This is a genomic window from Pseudenterobacter timonensis (genome assembly GCF_900021175.1).
Classification (GTDB): domain Bacteria; phylum Pseudomonadota; class Gammaproteobacteria; order Enterobacterales; family Enterobacteriaceae; genus Enterobacter; species Enterobacter timonensis.
The window spans coordinates 1-15,555 of sequence record NZ_FCOP01000012.1 but is presented as its reverse complement, the minus strand read 5'-3'; the positions used below and the strand labels follow the sequence as shown (position 1 = coordinate 15,555).

The 15,555-nt window shown below is 57.5% G+C and carries 15 protein-coding genes; 3 read left to right on the top strand and 12 right to left on the bottom strand.

All coding sequences use genetic code 11. From position 1 onward, the window contains the following. Positions 1-35: 35 nt before the first annotated feature. On the top strand, positions 36-2,294 hold the full coding sequence (gene katE / locus BN3796_RS13420) for a catalase HPII (RefSeq protein ID WP_061708874.1): 2,259 nt from the start codon (positions 36-38) through the stop codon (positions 2,292-2,294). A gap of 40 nt (positions 2,295-2,334) precedes the next feature. Here katE and chbG read toward each other — a convergent pair whose 3' ends face one another. The 7 genes from chbG to osmE form a co-directional block, all read right to left on the bottom strand. Then, on the bottom strand, positions 2,335-3,084 hold the full coding sequence (gene chbG, locus BN3796_RS13415; RefSeq protein WP_061708873.1) for a chitin disaccharide deacetylase: 750 nt from the start codon (positions 3,082-3,084) through the stop codon (positions 2,335-2,337). 11 nt (positions 3,085-3,095) lie between these two features. Continuing rightward, positions 3,096-4,451, bottom strand: coding sequence for a 6-phospho-beta-glucosidase (locus BN3796_RS13410; protein ID WP_061708872.1), 1,356 nt, complete (start codon positions 4,449-4,451; stop codon positions 3,096-3,098). Positions 4,452-4,564: 113 nt separating this feature from the next. Next, positions 4,565-5,386 (bottom strand): transcriptional regulator ChbR, encoded by an 822-nt coding sequence (gene chbR, locus BN3796_RS13405; protein WP_407681205.1) that lies wholly within the window; start codon positions 5,384-5,386, stop codon positions 4,565-4,567. Between the two features lie 26 nt (positions 5,387-5,412). Continuing rightward, positions 5,413-5,760 (bottom strand): PTS N,N'-diacetylchitobiose transporter subunit IIA, encoded by a 348-nt coding sequence (chbA, locus tag BN3796_RS13400; RefSeq protein ID WP_061708871.1) that lies wholly within the window; start codon positions 5,758-5,760, stop codon positions 5,413-5,415. Positions 5,761-5,803: 43 nt separating this feature from the next. Next, the gene (gene chbC / locus BN3796_RS13395) at positions 5,804-7,162 is read right to left on the bottom strand and encodes a PTS N,N'-diacetylchitobiose transporter subunit IIC (RefSeq protein ID WP_061708870.1); all 1,359 of its coding nucleotides are present in this window, start codon (positions 7,160-7,162) and stop codon (positions 5,804-5,806) included. An 81-nt stretch (positions 7,163-7,243) separates the two neighbouring features. Continuing rightward, positions 7,244-7,603, bottom strand: a complete 360-nt coding sequence (locus BN3796_RS13390) for a PTS sugar transporter subunit IIB (protein ID WP_262360330.1) — start codon at positions 7,601-7,603, stop codon at positions 7,244-7,246. A gap of 228 nt (positions 7,604-7,831) precedes the next feature. Beyond that, the gene (gene osmE / locus BN3796_RS13385; protein WP_061708868.1) at positions 7,832-8,176 is read right to left on the bottom strand and encodes an osmotically-inducible lipoprotein OsmE; all 345 of its coding nucleotides are present in this window, start codon (positions 8,174-8,176) and stop codon (positions 7,832-7,834) included. 231 nt (positions 8,177-8,407) lie between these two features. On the opposite strand from osmE, the gene nadE reads away from it, so the two are divergent. Next, positions 8,408-9,238, top strand: a complete 831-nt coding sequence (nadE, locus tag BN3796_RS13380; RefSeq protein WP_061708867.1) for an ammonia-dependent NAD(+) synthetase — start codon at positions 8,408-8,410, stop codon at positions 9,236-9,238. Between the two features lie 111 nt (positions 9,239-9,349). Then, the gene (gene cho, locus BN3796_RS13375; RefSeq protein WP_073885220.1) at positions 9,350-10,228 is read left to right on the top strand and encodes an excinuclease Cho; all 879 of its coding nucleotides are present in this window, start codon (positions 9,350-9,352) and stop codon (positions 10,226-10,228) included. Here the strand turns inward: cho and ves are convergent. The 5 genes from ves to astD form a co-directional block, all read right to left on the bottom strand. Beyond that, positions 10,206-10,763, bottom strand: coding sequence for an environmental stress-induced protein Ves (gene ves, locus BN3796_RS13370; protein WP_061708865.1), 558 nt, complete (start codon positions 10,761-10,763; stop codon positions 10,206-10,208). The genes cho and ves overlap by 23 nt on opposite strands. Positions 10,764-11,047: 284 nt before the next feature. Further along, entirely contained in the window at positions 11,048-11,545 is a 498-nt protein-coding gene (gene spy, locus BN3796_RS13365) for an ATP-independent periplasmic protein-refolding chaperone Spy (protein ID WP_061708864.1), read from the bottom strand. Positions 11,546-11,904: 359 nt separating this feature from the next. Further along, a complete protein-coding gene (gene astE / locus BN3796_RS13360) occupies positions 11,905-12,873 on the bottom strand; it encodes a succinylglutamate desuccinylase (RefSeq protein ID WP_061708863.1) in 969 nt (322 codons plus the stop codon). A gap of 9 nt (positions 12,874-12,882) precedes the next feature. After that, complete coding sequence (gene astB, locus BN3796_RS13355) at positions 12,883-14,208, bottom strand: N-succinylarginine dihydrolase (protein WP_061708862.1); 1,326 nt, start codon at positions 14,206-14,208, stop codon at positions 12,883-12,885. Beyond that, a partial coding sequence (astD, locus tag BN3796_RS13350; protein ID WP_061708861.1) for a succinylglutamate-semialdehyde dehydrogenase occupies positions 14,195-15,555 on the bottom strand: 1,361 nt, incomplete at its 5' end. The genes astB and astD, both read right to left, overlap by 14 nt.

Below are 15,555 nucleotides of genomic sequence, written 5' to 3'. Positions count from 1 at the left end.
ATCAAATATCAGCCATGTGAATGGAGATGAGTGCAATGTCGCCAAATGATAATAACCCTCAGCCTCACAAAGCGCCGATCCATGACGACGCCGAAGCAAAACCCGGAATGGATTCGCTGGCGCCCGCTGACGGCTCCCACCGACCTGCGCCTGAACCGAGCGCGCCGGGCGAACAGCCTACCGCACCGGGCAGCATGAAGGCACCCGATACCAATAATGAAAAGCTGAAGTCACTCGAAGCACACCGCAAGGGGGGCGAAAATTTCCCGCTCACCACCAATCAGGGGGTGCGCATTGCCGACGATCAGAACTCCCTTCGCGCCGGCACCCGCGGCCCGACCCTGCTGGAAGATTTTATTCTGCGGGAGAAGATCACCCACTTTGACCATGAGCGTATTCCGGAGCGCATCGTTCACGCGCGCGGATCTGCCGCCCACGGCTACTTTCAGCCTTATAAAAGCCTGAGCGACGTCACCAAAGCCGCGTTTCTCTGCGACCCGGATAAGATCACCCCGGTCTTTGTCCGCTTCTCCACGGTACAAGGCGGCGCAGGCTCCGCCGATACGGTGCGAGATATCCGCGGCTTTGCCACCAAATTCTATACCGACGAGGGGATTTTTGACCTCGTGGGCAACAACACGCCGATCTTTTTTATTCAGGACGCGCATAAATTTCCGGACTTTGTCCATGCGGTGAAACCGGAGCCGCACTGGGCGATCCCCCAGGGCCAGAGCGCACATGACACCTTCTGGGACTATGTTTCCCTGCAGCCGGAAACCCTGCACAACGTGATGTGGGCGATGTCCGATCGCGGCATTCCGCGCAGCTACCGCACCATGGAAGGCTTTGGTATTCACACCTTCCGTCTGATTAATGCCGAAGGTAAAGCGACCTTTGTTCGTTTCCACTGGAAACCGGTGGCCGGTAAAGCCTCCCTGGTCTGGGATGAGGCGCAAAAACTGACCGGGCGCGATCCCGATTTCCACCGCCGCGAGCTGTGGGAAGCGATCGAGGCGGGCGATTTCCCTGAATATGAGCTGGGGCTACAGCTTATCCCGGAAGAGGATGAGTTTAAGTTTGACTTCGATCTGCTCGATCCGACCAAACTGATCCCGGAAGAGTTGGTGCCGGTGCAGCGCGTCGGCAAAATGGTGCTCAACCGCAACCCGGACAACTTCTTTGCCGAGAACGAACAGGCGGCCTTCCATCCGGGGCATATCGTTCCGGGGATCGATTTCACCAACGATCCGCTGCTGCAGGGGCGTCTCTTCTCCTATACCGATACGCAGATCAGCCGTCTCGGGGGGCCGAACTTCCACGAAATTCCGATCAACCGCCCGACCTGCCCCTACCATAACTTCCAGCGTGACGGGATGCACCGCCAGGATATTGATACCAATCCGGCTAACTACGAGCCCAACTCGATCAACGATAACTGGCCGCGGGAGACCCCGCCGGCGCCGAAACGCGGCGGCTTCGAGTCCTACCAGGAGCGGGTTGACGGAAATAAGATCCGCGAACGCAGCCCTTCTTTCGGGGAGTATTATTCCCATCCTCGCCTGTTCTGGCTGAGCCAGACGCCGGTGGAACAGCAGCATATTATCGGCGCCTTTAGCTTCGAATTAAGCAAAGTGGTACGTGCCTATATTCGCGAGCGTGTGGTGGATCACCTGGCCCATATCGATATCCACCTTGCGCAGGGTGTGGCGAATAATCTGGGCATCACCCTGACCGACGAGCAGTGCAATACCGCGCCGCCGAAAGAGGTCAATGGCCTGAAGAAAGATCCCTCCCTCAGCCTCTATGCGGTGCCAGGTGGAAGCATCAAGGGTCGCGTGGTGGCGGTACTGCTCAGCGATAAGGTGAAATCGGCGCACGTGCTGGCGATCCTGCAGGCGCTGAAGGCCAAAGGGGTGCATGCAAAACTGCTCTATTCACGCATGGGCACCGTCACGGCGGACGATGGCTCAACGCTGCCAATAGCCGCCACCTTCGAGGGCTCGCCTTCGCTGACCGTCGACGCGGTCATTGTGCCGTGCGGCGATATCGCAAGCCTCGCGCAGAACGGCGATGCGGCCTACTACCTGCTGGAAGCCTATAAGCACCTTAAGCCGATTGCCTTCTCCGGCGACGCGCGCCAGCTGAAGTCGATTCTGCGGGTAGCCGATCAGGGTGAAGTGGGTATCGTGGAGGGCGACAGCGCCGATGACGCCTTTATGGGTAATCTCTTTGATCTGATGGCAGCGCACCGGGTCTGGTCGCGCAGCAGCAAGATTGCCGCTATTCCTGCCTGAGTAAAAAAACCGGGGCCGATTGCCCCGGGTTTTATTCGCATTACAAATCCCGAAACGTGCCTGTTCGATAGCCCCGCGCGGCAATCGCATTCTTAAGCGAAGGCGACGTCAGCACCGCAAGCTCCGTCAGGCGTGGCCAGCAGTAAGCGCTCTGGCGCACCGTATTATCAATGAACGCCGGATGAGCCATCACCTCAAGCGACCGCTCCTTGCGGGCGGCGGAGGCATCCAGCACCTGTAGAAAAAGCGCTTCGCTTATCTCCTCGCCATAAAATTCGCTGCTGAATCCCTGCGTCGTCACCACCCCGTCAGCGGTAATCCCTTCCACCTGGCGATCCAGGCGCATCGCCACCCCTTTGCGGGAGGCATAGTCTGCCACCAGCGGGAAAATGGCGGGGATCATATGCACATGGTGATGGCTGTCGATATGGGTCGGCAAACAGCCGAAGAGATCGACGAAGCGGTTAAACTGACAGTCCAGCTCACGGGCAATCTCCTCCAGAGGCAGCGCATCCTGCTCCGCCAGCCCCCAGATCCATTTCCCCAGCTGGCCGTCACGCGTCAGCCCCGGCATAGCGGTTAGCGGCGCGCCAAGGGTCAGCACAAAGTGCATCCCCACGCCCAGTTCGGGAAGATCGCGGCTCAGGGCAGCGGCATGCTCTACCGCCTCGCCATTCACCAGCGCCGTGGCAGAGGTCACGACGCCATGACGGCAGGCTTCGACAATGCCGTAGTTTTGCCCTTTAGAGAGGCCAAAGTCATCGGCATTCACGATCAGCAGATTTTCCATCGCCGCTCCTTTTAGCGCTGTTCGCTTTTGAGTTTCTCAATGGTCGCCGCAAAATTAGGCAGCCACTTCTCGTGGGCCAGGATCATCTCCCGCGCCAGCTGTTCGGCGTCACGATCGGAGTGCACCAGCGGGCTGAGGTTAAGGGCCAGCAGGACGTCGTTCAGCTCGCCGCTCAGCGCCGCCTGGCTGGCGGCAATCTCAAACCCTTTAATGGTATGGATAAGCCCCATCACCTTGTCATCAAAATGGGTCAGGCGTGGATGCGGCGTCGCGCCGTCGCGGCCCAGAATACAGGTCATCTCCACCGCCCAGTCCGCCGGAATATTATCAATATGGCCATGGTGCGGCACGTTGACGTAATGCTCGGCCTGCTTGTCGTTGTAGATGGCGTTAATCACCTCACAGGCGGCGTCGGAATAGTAGGCCCCGCCACGCTGCTCCAGCTCTTTAGGCTTCACGTTAAGGTTGGGATCTTTATACAAATCGAAGAGCTGCTTTTCAACTTTCTGCACCACCTGCGCCCGCGCGCCGCCCTTGTAAAATTCCCCCATCTCGATGGCCAGCATCTCTTTCTGCTTGAAGTAGTAAAGCAGATAAGAACACGGCAGCAGATTCAGGGAACGGATGAGCCCTTCGCTGAACGGCAGATCGAAGATATTTTTTACCGACGCGGCGGTGAGACGACCGGAGGCGACGCCGTCCAGCAGCCCGGCGAAGCGCGACTCGCCGTTAACCAGCACATCCCTGATAAAGACCATATGGTTCAGGCCGAACAGGTCGATGGAGAGCTCGTCGCTGTCGGATAATTTCAGCACGTCGCGGATAAACATCTTCATGCCGATGGGGATATTGCAGACGCCAATAAAGCGTTTGAAGCCGGTGTGGCGGTAGACCGCCTCGGTGACCATCCCGGCCGGGTTAGTAAAGTTAATCACCCATGCGTTGGGACAAATCTCCTGCACATCCTTAATGATGTCAAAGATCACCGGAATGGTGCGCAGCCCTTTGAAAAGGCCGCCTGCACCGTTGGTCTCCTGTCCCAGATAGCCGTGGCTCAGCGGGATGCGCTCATCCAGCTCACGGGCCTTCAACTGGCCCACGCGCAGCTGGGTGGTCACAAAATCGGCATCCTGCAGCGCGAGGCGGCGATCCAGCGTCTTATGGACCGTTAACGGTACGCCCGCTTTTTGCACCATCCGCTGACAGAGCTCAAAAATAATATTGAGCTTCTCTTCACCCTCTTTCACATCCACCAGCCAGAGTTCGCTAACCGGCAGTTCATGATAACGTTTAATAAACCCTTCCAGTAATTCCGGGGTGTAGCTGCTGCCGCCGCCAATCGTGACGACTTTTAATTTCTTTTGCATAATATCTCCCTTAGCGTATCAGGTTTACCCGGCTGCGAGGTATAGCATTCCACTCCCGCTAATATGGGCAAGCGTTGAATCTGTTGTTGATGGCGGCTATTGCCGCCGGACGTTTAATTCATTACCGTCAAATTTTTCCGATAGCTGCTTGGCGTAAAGGATGTCAGCCTTTTAAAGGTCTTAATAAATAAGCTGGGGCTGCTGTAACCCGCCTCGTAAGCGATATCCGTAATTGAGTAGTTGGTAATTTCAAGCTGTTTTTTGGCGAAATTAATGCGAATGTCATTAATAATTTGCACGGGCGTTTTTTGATAATAACGCTGGGTCGCGCGGGTGAGATATTCCTGAGACTTTCCGGATAAAGCAATCATATTATCCAGCGCATTTTCGCCAAACTGATTCTTATCATGCATCAGTTCGACAACGGTGCGCAGCCACTGAGGGATATCTTCACCCTGACGCTGATCGTCGCGATAATGACGCAGGCGGTTCATCACATAGAAAGTGACCGTTTCGATAAACTCATCAAACTCGCTGTCCCGGAAGTTCAGCGAGGCGATAACCGTCTCGATCCAGGTGAGAAACTCGTTGCGAACGCGATAGACCTGCGATGCCACAAAGCAGAACGGCACCAGCGACAGGTAATGCTTCTCAAAAAAGGCCCTGCTTACGCCGACGTTAAGGATGCGGGTGGCGCCAAATTCATAAAAGCTCTGGTGATGCGATCCCATCGGGATAAAGACGAAATCACCGCGCTCCAGCAACACCCGCTTACAGTTGATCTGCTGGTAGTAGCGGCCGGTCAACACAATGGTGAACTCATAGTAATCGTGCTGGTGCAGGCCGCTTACGCTCTCGGTCTTGTTGTAGATCACCACATGAAAATTCTTGCCGTTAAACAGCTGTTGCTCCCGGGCAGTTTTAATTTCCATCATGGCGACCTCCATTGACCTGACCCATCCTACTGCATTTTTTCGTGAAGCTCGATAAGCTCCGCCACCAGTTCACGCGCCAGCATGGAGGTCATGAGGTGATCCTGAGCATGGACCAGCACCAGGCTGACCTTCATTTTGCCTTCGCCCATGTCGCTTTCGATAAGCTTCGTCTGGACCAGGTGCGCTTCGTTCAGCGCCGTACGGGACTGCTCCATCATCTTTTTGGCGGCGGCAAAATCGCCCTGCTTCGCCTGCTTCAGCGCCGCGTAAGCCAGGCTTCTTGCCTGCCCGGAATTGATGATAAGCCCCATCACCACCTCTTCCAGATCGTTCTCAACCATCTCATCCGCTACGATATTATCCAGATCAAACATCTAACTCTCCTTATGGGCGCGGGTATCCCCGCGCCGGACAATCTTAGAATTTCAGTGCGTTAGCGATATCTTCTTCGCTCTCTTCTTCGTCGATGGTGGCCTGCGCCTTATTGGCAATCGCCACGAACGGCATATAGAGCAGGGTCGCCACGCCCAGGTTAAATATCGCCACCAGGAAGGCCGCTACGCTGCCGTTGGTGTTGAAGAAGGCACCCAGCCCGGTCGGCATGGTCCATGGCGCAATGTTGGTGATGGGCGGGATAATCCCCAGGTAGTAGGCCACCAGGGTGATCGCGGCCAGCAGCGGCTGCACCAGCACAAACGGGATAAAGAGCACCGGGTTCATGATGATCGGCAGGCCAAACAGGATCGGCTCGTTAATCTGGAAGATGCCTGACGGCAGCGCCAGCTTGGCAACCTGACGATGGTCCGCGCGACGGGAGACGATAAAGATGGCGATAATCAGGCCCAGCGTCGCCCCAGTGCCGCCCAGGAAGATATAGGAGTCGAGCATCGGCTTCGCCCAGACGTGGAAGGTTTTACCTGCCGCCAGCGCCGCGTCAACGGAGCCATACTGCTGATAAAGCGACACGTTTTCCAGCGCCCAGGGGGTCATAATACCGCTGTCCAGGGCCGCCAGCGCCAGCGAACCGTGTACGCCGAAGAACCAGAGCAGAGAGGTGAAAATCACATAGGCCCAGCCCACGACGCCGCCCATCGCCGCCAGCGGCGTGGAGATGGTGTCCATGATGATCTGGTGGAAGTTGGTGCCCCAGTGGGAGAGCGCCCAGGAGATGATCCCCATAATCGAGAGGATAATAAAGCCGGGAATCAGCGCCGAAAACGAGCGGGAAACGGAGGCCGGCACGCTGTCAGGCAGGCGAATCACCCAGTTGCGGCGAATAATAAAGGTAAAGAGCTCCGCCACGACCAGACCGATCACAATGCCGGAAATAATATTGGCACCGCCCAGCCAGTTGGCCCCGACCGCATAGGCATCGCCCACGCTGTACGGCGTAACGGTCATAAAGGCTGCGACAGATAATAAACCCGCCGCCAGAGGATCTACTTTTCGTTCTTCCGCCAGCGCCATCCCAATAAAGAAAGGCGCCATCAGCGACATGATACCTAATGTACCGTTGTATACATTGCCGCCGATGGCCTTAAATCCATTGAGTGTCTCAATGGTCGAAGCGTCTAAACGAATGCCAAGGGAATAAAAAAAGGAACCTTCGCCGAAGCTGAGAAAAACGTTATTAATTAAGACAAACATTGCACCAGCCAGCGTCAACGGCATTAATTTAATAAAACCGTTTTTGATGGCATTTACATGCGGCTGCTTTCCGATTCTGACAGCAAATGGAAGTAGAGCCTTTTCAAGTGTACCGATGAGTTTGCTCATAGGAAATTACCCTTAAATGCCGCAACGAAATATTGCGGCGAAAGTGTGTGAAATTACTCTTTGACGGGAAAAATAAAATAATTAATTTGCTGCAGCTTTTTTAATGGCTGCGACTGCAGCTTTCAGTACGCCCAGTCCATCGATTTTGCCGTAAAGAACGGAGTCGATGACTTCGACTGGCTTATCAGGTAATAAACGCTGAATTTCGGGTAACATATAGGCAATCTGCGGGCCTAACAGCACGACATCCGCAGCAGGACCTTTCTCTCCGGCCAGGGTCTCAGGAAACGCGTCGATCACCACCGGCACTTCATACTTTTCAGCCTGCGCTCGCATTTTGGAAACCAGTAATGAGGTTGACATGCCCGCAGAGCAAAACAGATAGATATGTTTCTTTTCCATAACAACTTCCCTCTTGAAGTACCCTCTCGCTACCGTCAGGCTCGCACTGCCCGATCGCTTATGGGTGCTTATATCGTTTGTCGTTGAATGCAGTATACGGTACGGCGAGGGGAGACGATAATTCGCAGGAAGCCACAATTGTCTCTCCTTGACCTGTGGTATTGACTCTCTTCACATTTTAACCAAATATTTCGCGCGAATAAATAAGATTATGGGGATGAAAAAACCGGCCTCTGGGGCCGGTTTAATGGATTATCAGACGAGAGATTACTGCGCTTTCGGCGCCTGCGGGTCGGTATCATACTCGGCACAGGTCTGGTAGCCGGAGTTGATGACGTGGCCAGTATCATCCAGCGCGACGAAATAGGTATCAGCTTTACCATTGCGTTGACCCAGGATGTAGGTCTGGCAAGTGCCGCGAGCGTGGATCATGGTCACTTCAGAAGAAGGTTTACCGGCGATTTGCGCAACCTGTGCGCGGGACATCCCTTTCTTAACATCTTTTACGACCGGCTGTGTGAACTGGTCTGCAGTACGATCGTAGGCTGTACAACCTGCCAGCATCGTCAGTACCGCCGCTGCGCTCAAAATTCCTGCTACGTTCTTGTTCATATTCCGTCCTCTTGTTTATCAGCGTGTTAAGTAAGCATGGAATAAAAAAAACGATTCTTCAACCTCAGATAAAAGACGAAATCTTTTTCGGAAAAATCTAATAAAACAATGATAACTCGCTAAATCGCCCGAATTTACGACACTCAAAACTGTGAACCTTGTCGTTTTTGTCACGAAGGGTTAGCTTTAACAGATCATCTTTTCAGCTTGGCTTAGCTAATGGAGGGCATTATGGCTCTGCAACAAGAAATTATTCAGGCACTGGGCGTTCAGCCGCAAATTGACGCAGACAGCGAGATCCGCCGCAGCGTGGAGTTTTTGAAATCTTACCTGAAGGCCAACCCCTTCCTGAAAACGCTGGTGCTGGGCATCAGCGGTGGTCAGGACTCCACGCTGGCGGGTAAACTCTGCCAGCTGGCGATAACTGAGCTGCGCCAGGAAAGCGGAGACGATGCGCTGCAGTTTATTGCGGTTCGCCTCCCCTATGGCGTACAGGCTGATGAAAAAGATTGTCAGGACGCCCTCGCCTTTATCCAGCCGGATCGCGTGCTCACGGTCAATATCAAGGCTTCGGTGCTGGCCAGCGAGCAGGCGCTGCGCGAGGCGGGCATTGAGCTGAGCGATTTTGTGCGCGGCAACGAAAAAGCGCGCGAGCGGATGAAGGCTCAGTACAGTATCGCGGGCATGACCAAAGGGGTCGTGGTCGGCACCGACCATGCGGCGGAAGCGGTCACCGGCTTCTATACCAAGTACGGCGATGGCGGTACCGACATTAACCCGCTCTTTCGTCTGAACAAGCGCCAGGGCAAACAGCTGCTGGCGGCGCTGGGCTGCCCGGAGCATTTATACAAAAAAGCGCCTACCGCCGATCTGGAGGACGATCGCCCTTCTCTGCCGGATGAAGCGGCGTTGGGGGTCACCTATGAGAATATCGACGACTATCTGGAAGGAAAAACGGTGGCACCGGAAACCGCCCGTATCATCGAGGGCTGGTATCTGAAAACTGAGCATAAACGCCGTCCGCCAGTGACAATTTTCGACGATTTCTGGAAGCGCGGCTAACGCGATCCTTCGACGGGCGGTACGCCGCCCGATTTTTCTCCCGCATCCGCCTCTTTTTTAACCACACCGCTCCTGCTACACTGTATGCCTGAACAGTATAGGGAGTCTTTTGTGAGCAGGCGTCAATCCGCCCCGCGTCTTGAGTTTGAAGCGGCGGCCATTTATGAATACCCCGAACATCTGCGCCCCTGGCTTGAGGCGCTGCCGAAACAGCCCGGCGTCTACTTTTTTCATGGCGAAAGCGACGCCATGCCGCTCTATATCGGCAAAAGCGTCAATATTCGCAGCCGGGTGCTATCCCATTTACGCACCCCGGATGAGGCGGCGATGCTGCGCCAGTCGCGGCGTATCACCTGGACGCAAACCGCCGGGGAGCTGGGCGCCTTGCTGCTGGAGGCGCGGCTGATAAAGGAGCAGCAGCCGCTGTTCAACAAACGCCTGCGCCGCAACCGGCAGCTCTGCTCGTTACAGCTGACCGACGGCAAGCCGCAGGTAGTTTACGCCCGCGAGGTGGATTTCTCCCACGCGCCCGATCTGTACGGCCTCTTCGCCAACCGCCGCGCGGCGCTGCAGACGCTGCAAACCCTCGCTGACGAACAAAAGCTCTGTTACGGCCTGCTGGGGCTGGAGCCGCTCAGCCGTGGACGCGCCTGTTTCCGCTCGGCGCTCAGGCGCTGCGCGGGGGCCTGCTGCGGTAAAGAGAGCGTGGAAGCGCACCAGCAGCGCCTCACCGACGGGCTGGCGGCGCTTCGCGTCGTCTGCTGGCCGTGGGCGGGCGCCATCGCGCTTAAAGAGAGCAGCGAGACGATGACCCACTACCACATCATCCATAACTGGCTATGGCTGGGGGCGGTGGATTCCCTGAGCGACGCGGGCGCGCTGTTACGTGCTCCCGCCGGGTTTGACCAGGATGGCTACAAAATTCTCTGTAAGCCCCTGCTTGCCGGTCGCTATGAGATCATCGATCTCAGTGCCCAGGCAGCCAGCTAATTTCAGTGAACAGCAGCGCGCCTGTGGGTTTCAGCAGGCGCAACGTATGCCGCCCCTCCTGCCAGCAGGCCCCCTGATCGGCGGTGAGGAGCTTCTCCCCCAGCTGCCATGCCCCGCTCAGCACATAGACCAGCCCGCCGCGCGTACCCATAGTGGTAAAGGTGCGCTCGGCGACCCTAACCTGCGCCCGGCAACGATCCTGGCGGGTCATGATATTCAGATCCATCGACATCATCCCCGACGAAAGCCGCGCTTTAACCGGCTGGTCACCGGCGAAGGCGAAAGGCTGATGGCGCTTCAGGGTGTGGCAGAACTGCGTACCGGCATCGAGGGTCACCTCTCCTCCTTCAAGAAGGGTGATTACCCGCTCCACGCCGGGGAAAGGGGAAAATTCGCCATTGCTGGCGAGGGAAGCGATACTGGCGCGCCAGTAAAAATCGCGCGTCGCGGGCGGAAAACAGCAAATTTCTCGCGTCTCGCCCGCGCCGTTGCGCCAGAGGTTAACCGGCATTTTGCGGATATCGAAATATTCCATTACCCCTCCTGAAAGGCGCAGCATGCGCCCGCACCACCTGAAACCGGCAGCGCGCTATTGTTATTCTCATGTGCTGATCTTTATCGGCAGGCGGCAGCCCGGACATTAGGAGGGGAAAGAAAAAAAGTTAACCCTCTGACGCATCAGGCAATTGTGCCGTTCCATCAGGAGCATACCGTGACAATCGCCGTTGGCAAGAGGGTGAGAAAAGAAAAACCGCCGGGCCTGTCCACAGCGATTACGCTTTTGTGAACAGGCTCCGGCGGTCTTAAAGGAGGTTGCGATTATTCAGCAGATGTTGCCATTTTACCTGGCTGGCCCTGACGTTCTGTCAGACGCTTCTCAAAATTGGCGTTGAACTGCTTTTTCTGCTCAGGGGTCAGAATATTGTAGATCTTATTCTGGGTTTCCATGTGGGCGAGCATCTGAGCTTTATGCTGCGCGGCCATCTTGTCGATCTGCGCTTCGGCCTTCGCCTTATCGAAGCTGTCGCTGGCGATAATATCATGCATCGCGCGGCGCTCTTCGACCGGCGGACGTTTCATCTTCTCACGCTGGCTTTTCATGATGTCGCGAATCTGCGTTTTCTGCGCATCGGTCAGGTTGAGATCTTTAAACATCATCATTTCATGACGTGGACCCGGCTTACCCTGGTGGTGGTGCATCATCATATTGCTGTCGGCAGAGCCTGCGGTAGTAGTCGCGGTGTCTGCTGCAAACGCGGTGCCCGCAGCACCCAGAGCCAGAGTAGAAGCAACAAACAGGGCAGTTAATTTACGCATGATAATCGTTCCTTTCTTTCAGTTATTCTTCGGCGCTATGCCGTGTTGACGATATTAACTCTACGAGGTTTATCGTCAATTAGTCAGAACAACCGTAAAGCTGTGAAAGGGTGAAAAACACTTTTTGTGCAATTATGGAGAAATAATGAAAAAAGGATGGAGAAATAAAACTAAAATATTCAACGCAATGATTTTGAAGAAATTTAGCAGAAGTATACCCGATGAATGCTTAATATGAAAGCAATACACCAGGAATATTCCGCAAAATTACGACGCGTCGTAAACCGGCGCAAAAAAATAGGCCGGGGGTGAGTTAAATTACTCCCGAAAGCACATCCCCTCCAGATGGAGGGGCGCGTTCAGGTTAACTTCTCCAGCATCAGCCCCGCCCGCAGGCCAAACGCGACGGTGGGGTTGGGAAAGAGCACATACTCGGTTGGTTTTTGCACGACGTAACGCGTTTCGCCATCTTCCGCCAGCAGCACCCCCTGTCGAAACGGCGTAAAGTTCAGGGTATGCCCCGCCATATGCAATATAAAAGCCTCGCTGTGGCGGGTGATCTGCTGCACCACCCGATAGCGCTCCACGGGCAGCGAGCGGGAGGGCGCGGTTTCGCCCCCCAACAGCGCCCGCAGCGCCTGAAAGGTGGTTTCGAAGCGCGTCAGATCGTTCTGGCCGAACGGTAACGCTTTCCCTAACTCCAGCGTGCAGGATAACGCCCCGGTCTGCTCGCCGGTAAAATGGGTAAAGGTGCCGCCGGGCGCCTGATGAAAAACCAGCGCCTCCAGCCCCGCATCGCCAAGCCAGGTCAGGAAGGTTTCGTCCCAGGGCTGGCTGCGCTGGGGCAACACCCCGAAGCGCAGATGGTAGGAAGCGCGGATGGCGGTATGCAGATCCAGGTGCCAGCGATCCCCCTCCCCTGCGTCGGTAAAAAAGCGCGCCGCCGCCTCTTCCAGCTGACGCGCGCGGGCGGTTTCACCGCTCGCGGGAAACTGTCGCCAGCGCCCGCCAAACATGCGGTTGATGTCGCTGGTCAGATAACGTCTGTTTTGCGCCAGCGCGTCAGGGTTGCCGAGTACCACCAGCAGACGGCAGCGGAGCGTTATCTCGCCGCCATGCAGCTGCGTCATCAGCCGGTCGACAATCTCCACCGGCGCGGTCTCATTACCGTGAAGTCCGCAGGAGAGGAGCAGCGAGCGCGTGCAGAGCTCGCGCGGCGTCAGCTCCACTATCCCCTTCGCCAGCCAGCGCCAGCGAAAGGAGGCCCCTTCGCCCTCCCGTTGCGCAGGCGTCTCATCTGCCAGGGTGTGAGCCAGAAACTGTTCCATATTTGCTCCTTAGCGCTGAAAAGGGTAAACCGGTCCGAGCTGCAGAATGGCCGACAGCGCATCCAGCGCCTCGCGTCCCTCGCGCAGCAGCTGCGGATCGACCAGGTCCGCCTGGGTGAGGCGATCGCGATAGTAGCGATCCACCCAGTCGTTCAGCCGGTTAAAAAGAGTGTCATTCATCATCACCGCCGGGTTGACCGCGCGCATCTCTTCCGGGGTCAGCACCACGCGCAGCCGCAGGCAGGCAGGGCCGCCGCCGTTGGCCATACTTTCGCGCAGATCGAACACCCGCAGCTCGCTTATCGGGTTATCCTCCTGCACCAGCTGATTCAGATAACGCCACACTCTCTCATTTTCCCGACACTCCTGAGGCAGTACCAGCATCATGCTGCCGTCGTCGCGGCTCAACAGCTGGCTGTTAAACAGGTAGCTCTCCACCGCCTCTTTTACCGTCACCGCGCTCTCCGGGACCTCAAGGGGCATAAAGCCCGCCACCCGCTCGTGCAGACAGGCCAGCAGGCTCGCCTGTTCAACAAAGGCGTGCTCATGGCAAAAGAGCACCTGACGGTTAGAGACGGCGATAACGTCATTGTGAAACACCCCCTGGTCGATCACCGCCGGATTTTGCCGCGCAAAAAGCAGCTGGCCGGGATTGACCTGATTAAGGCGAGCGACCGCCTGGCTTGCCGCCAGCGTCTGGCGGGCCGGATAGTGGGAAGGAGCATGACGGGCGAACTCATCGCGCCCGTAGATAAAGAGCTGGGTACCCGGCTCGCCATAATCGCCGCCGAGCCGGTTATGGTTTGCCGCCCCCTCGTCGCCGAACATTCCCACCTGCGGCAGCGCCTCGTGCACGCAAAAATGTGTCTCGCCGGGAAAGATAGCGCGCAGCAGACGTTCGGTGGTGACAGCCTCCGTCGCCCGGTGGAATTTGTTGTTGAGGTTGGCAACCGTCAGGTGCACTTTGCCGTCGAGCGTATCTGCCGAGGGAGCGACGGTAGCCGCGTTTGCCACCCACATGGAGGAGGCGGAGCTGGCGGCGGAGAGCAGCTGCGGCGCCTGGCTGCCCGCCTTTTCCACCACCTGCTCGTCGCTGCCGCTAAAGCCCAGCTGACGCAGCACCGCGACGTTCGGACGCTCCTGCGGGGGGATCACCGCCTGGGGAAAACCGGCATCCGCCAGCGCCTTCATCTTCAAAAGCCCCTGCTTCGCCGCCAGCCGCGGGTTAGAGACCTGAAAGCGATGCTTTGTGGAGGCCTCGTTGCCAAACGACAGTCCAGCGTAGTGGTGAGTCAGCCCCACCAGACCGTCAAAATTCACTTCACGCGCTTTCATGGGTTACCCCCGGTGAAAAGTCGAGCCCCGGACTGAGCGTCTCCGGCAGGCTCAGGGAGGGTGTCTCCAGGCTCGCCATCGGCCAGGCGCAGTAGTCCGCCGCGTACCAGGCGCTGGCGCGATGGTTGCCCGAGGCGCCCACCCCGCCAAACGGGGCGGTGCTTGCCGCGCCGGTCAGCGGCTTGTTCCAGTTAACGATCCCCGCCCGGGCCTCCGTCAGTAGCTGGTCGAATCTGGCCCGATCCGGGGAGATTAGCCCGCACGACAGGCCATAGCGCGTCTGATTGGCCATCGCGATCGCCTCGTCAAAGTCGTCATAACGCCAGACGCCGAGCAGCGGCCCGAAGGTCTCTTCATCAGGCACATTCACCGCGTCGCTCATCTCGATAATGCCCGGCGTCAGGAGCGACGTGCCGGGCTGCACCCACCTCGGCTCCAGCAGCGTTCTCGCCCCGCGCGCCACATGGTCGCGCCAGGCGCGCATAACATTTTCGGCAGCCTGTTCGCTGATAAGCCCCCCCATAAAGGGCTGCTCTGCAACATCCCAGGCGGCGGGTTGCAGGCGGGCGCTCACCTCCACCAGCCGGGCGAGAAACGCATCCCCCGGCGCGCCGCGCTTCACCAGCAGGCGGCGGGCGCAGGTGCAGCGCTGCCCGGCGGTAATAAAAGCCGACTGGATGGTGAGATGGACCGCCGCGTCAATGTCCGCCGGATCGTCGACAATCAGCGGATTGTTACCGCCCATCTCCAGCGCCAGGATCTTCTCCGGCTGCCCCGCCAGCTGACGATGAAGCTGATAGCCCGTCCCGGCGCTGCCGGTAAAGAGCAGCCCGTCGATATCGCTCAGCGCGCTCAGCGCCTGACCGGTTTCGCGCCCGCCCTGAACCAGGTTGAGCACACCCGGCGGCAGGCCCGCTTCCTCCCAGAGCCTGATCATCGCCTCACCGCTTTGCGGGGTCAGCTCGCTCGGTTTGAAAATCACCGTATTGCCCGCCAGCAGGGCGGGCACAATGTGGCCGTTAGGCAGGTGGCCGGGAAAGTTATAGGGGCCAAAGACCGCCAGCACGCCGTGGGGACGGTGGCGCAGCGTGGCGGCGCCGTCCGCCATTTCGGTATGTTGTTCTCCCGTGCGCACGTGGTAAGCCTTCACCGAAATGGCGATTTTATTGATCATTGCGGCGATCTCCGTCGCCGCCTCCCAGCGCGGCTTGCCCGTTTCCCGGGCGATGGTGGCGGTCAGATCCGCTTTATGCGCCTCCAGCAGGGCAGCAAACCGTTCGGCGATGGCCTGGCGGGCGCTGAAGGGCTGTTTCGCCCAGGCCGGGAAGGCGGCCCGCGCCGCGCGGG

Bases quoted from the DNA above. Each gene is read 5' to 3' on its own strand.
- nadE (WP_061708867.1), top strand. From the start codon at position 8,408: ATGGCTCTGCAACAAGAAATTATTCAGGCACTGGGCGTTCAGCCGCAA.
- chbG (WP_061708873.1), bottom strand. From the start codon at position 3,084: ATGGAAAATCTGCTGATCGTGAATGCCGATGACTTTGGCCTCTCTAAA.
- astB (WP_061708862.1), bottom strand. From the start codon at position 14,208: ATGAAAGCGCGTGAAGTGAATTTTGACGGTCTGGTGGGGCTGACTCAC.
- chbC (WP_061708870.1), bottom strand. From the start codon at position 7,162: ATGAGCAAACTCATCGGTACACTTGAAAAGGCTCTACTTCCATTTGCT.
- spy (WP_061708864.1), bottom strand. From the start codon at position 11,545: ATGCGTAAATTAACTGCCCTGTTTGTTGCTTCTACTCTGGCTCTGGGT.
- katE (WP_061708874.1), top strand. From the start codon at position 36: ATGTCGCCAAATGATAATAACCCTCAGCCTCACAAAGCGCCGATCCAT.
- chbR (WP_407681205.1), bottom strand. From the start codon at position 5,386: ATGATGGAAATTAAAACTGCCCGGGAGCAACAGCTGTTTAACGGCAAG.
- osmE (WP_061708868.1), bottom strand. From the start codon at position 8,176: ATGAACAAGAACGTAGCAGGAATTTTGAGCGCAGCGGCGGTACTGACG.
- ves (WP_061708865.1), bottom strand. From the start codon at position 10,763: ATGGAATATTTCGATATCCGCAAAATGCCGGTTAACCTCTGGCGCAAC.
- astE (WP_061708863.1), bottom strand. From the start codon at position 12,873: ATGGAACAGTTTCTGGCTCACACCCTGGCAGATGAGACGCCTGCGCAA.
- BN3796_RS13410 (WP_061708872.1), bottom strand. From the start codon at position 4,451: ATGCAAAAGAAATTAAAAGTCGTCACGATTGGCGGCGGCAGCAGCTAC.
- chbA (WP_061708871.1), bottom strand. From the start codon at position 5,760: ATGTTTGATCTGGATAATATCGTAGCGGATGAGATGGTTGAGAACGAT.